The sequence below is a fragment of the Massilia consociata genome, from assembly GCF_042432755.1.
GTDB lineage: Bacteria > Pseudomonadota > Gammaproteobacteria > Burkholderiales > Burkholderiaceae_D > Telluria > Telluria consociata.
In genome coordinates this window covers 1-1,046 of the sequence record NZ_JBHLWP010000027.1, presented here as the reverse complement: position 1 = coordinate 1,046, position 1,046 = coordinate 1, and the positions used below count along the sequence as shown (strand labels likewise).

Below are 1,046 nucleotides of genomic sequence, written 5' to 3'. Positions count from 1 at the left end.
GGCTTTGTTGAGCAAATCGAGCGAAGGCCGAGCTGACGCTATTTGTGGTTAGTTTTATAACACCGGGACCGTAATCGGGGTGCCCATCCGAGTGAAGCGGTTGAGCACGTCAGCACGTATCTGCAATTCGGCCACCTGACGATCGAAGTCGCGTGCCATGACGCATTCGCCCAACAGCTTGAAGCAGCGCATTTTGGTTTCGACAAGACTGCGCCGGTGGTATCCGCTCCACTTCTTCCAGATCGCCCGACCCAGCCTGCGCGTCGTGTGCAGTATCTCGTTACGCTCATTGGCACCGCAGCGGTTCGCCTTCCAGGGTTTGGCATTCTTGCGGGTCGGGATGATGGCTGGAGCGGCACGCCGGGCGATGGCCTCGTGGCAGTCCTTCGTGTCATAAGCGCCATCGCCGCTGACGCTGGCAATCTTCTCATCGACAGGAATTTGGTCGAGCAGCGCTGGCAGGACAGGCGCATCGCCAATGCTGTTGTCGGTCACCTCCATGGCTCGGATCTCCAAAGTGGACGCGTCGATCCCAAGGTGCACCTTGCGCCATTGACGGCGGTATTCCGCGCCGTGCTTCTTCGTCTTCCACTCGCCTTCGCCCAGCATCTTGATGCCCGTGCTATCCACCAGCAGATGCAGTCCCGTCGTGGTCGGCACCGCTCCAATGGCAACCTGCAGCGTCTTCTGGCGCCGGCTGACCGTGCTGTAGTCCGGCACCGGCCAATCGAACCCGGCCAGGGGCAGCAAACTTTGCGCCATGCCCATGGCCTGCCGCAGTGGTAAATTGAAGAGGCACTTGATGCTCAGGCAGAACTGAATCGCCTCGTCGCTGGACGTCTGGCGACGCCCGCGTTTGCCGCTCGGCTGGCCGTGCCAATTCATCGTTGGATCAAGCCAGATCAGCAGCGAGCCGCGTGCCTTGAGGGCTTCGTTGTACGTCTTCCAGTTCGTCGTGCGGTACTTCTGTGGAGCTGGTTTCATCCGTTCAGGCTACCAGACCTGCGGGTTCTACGCTGGTCGAACCTGATTTACGCAACAAAGCC

Annotated in this window: 1 protein-coding gene; it reads right to left on the bottom strand. The window is 60.0% G+C overall.

The genetic code is table 11. The annotated features are described in order from the left end of the window. Positions 1 to 54: 54 nt before the first annotated feature. On the bottom strand, positions 55 to 984 hold the full coding sequence (locus tag ACFFJK_RS21615; protein WP_379681729.1) for an IS5 family transposase: 930 nt from the start codon (positions 982 to 984) through the stop codon (positions 55 to 57). Positions 985 to 1,046 lie beyond the last annotated feature (62 nt).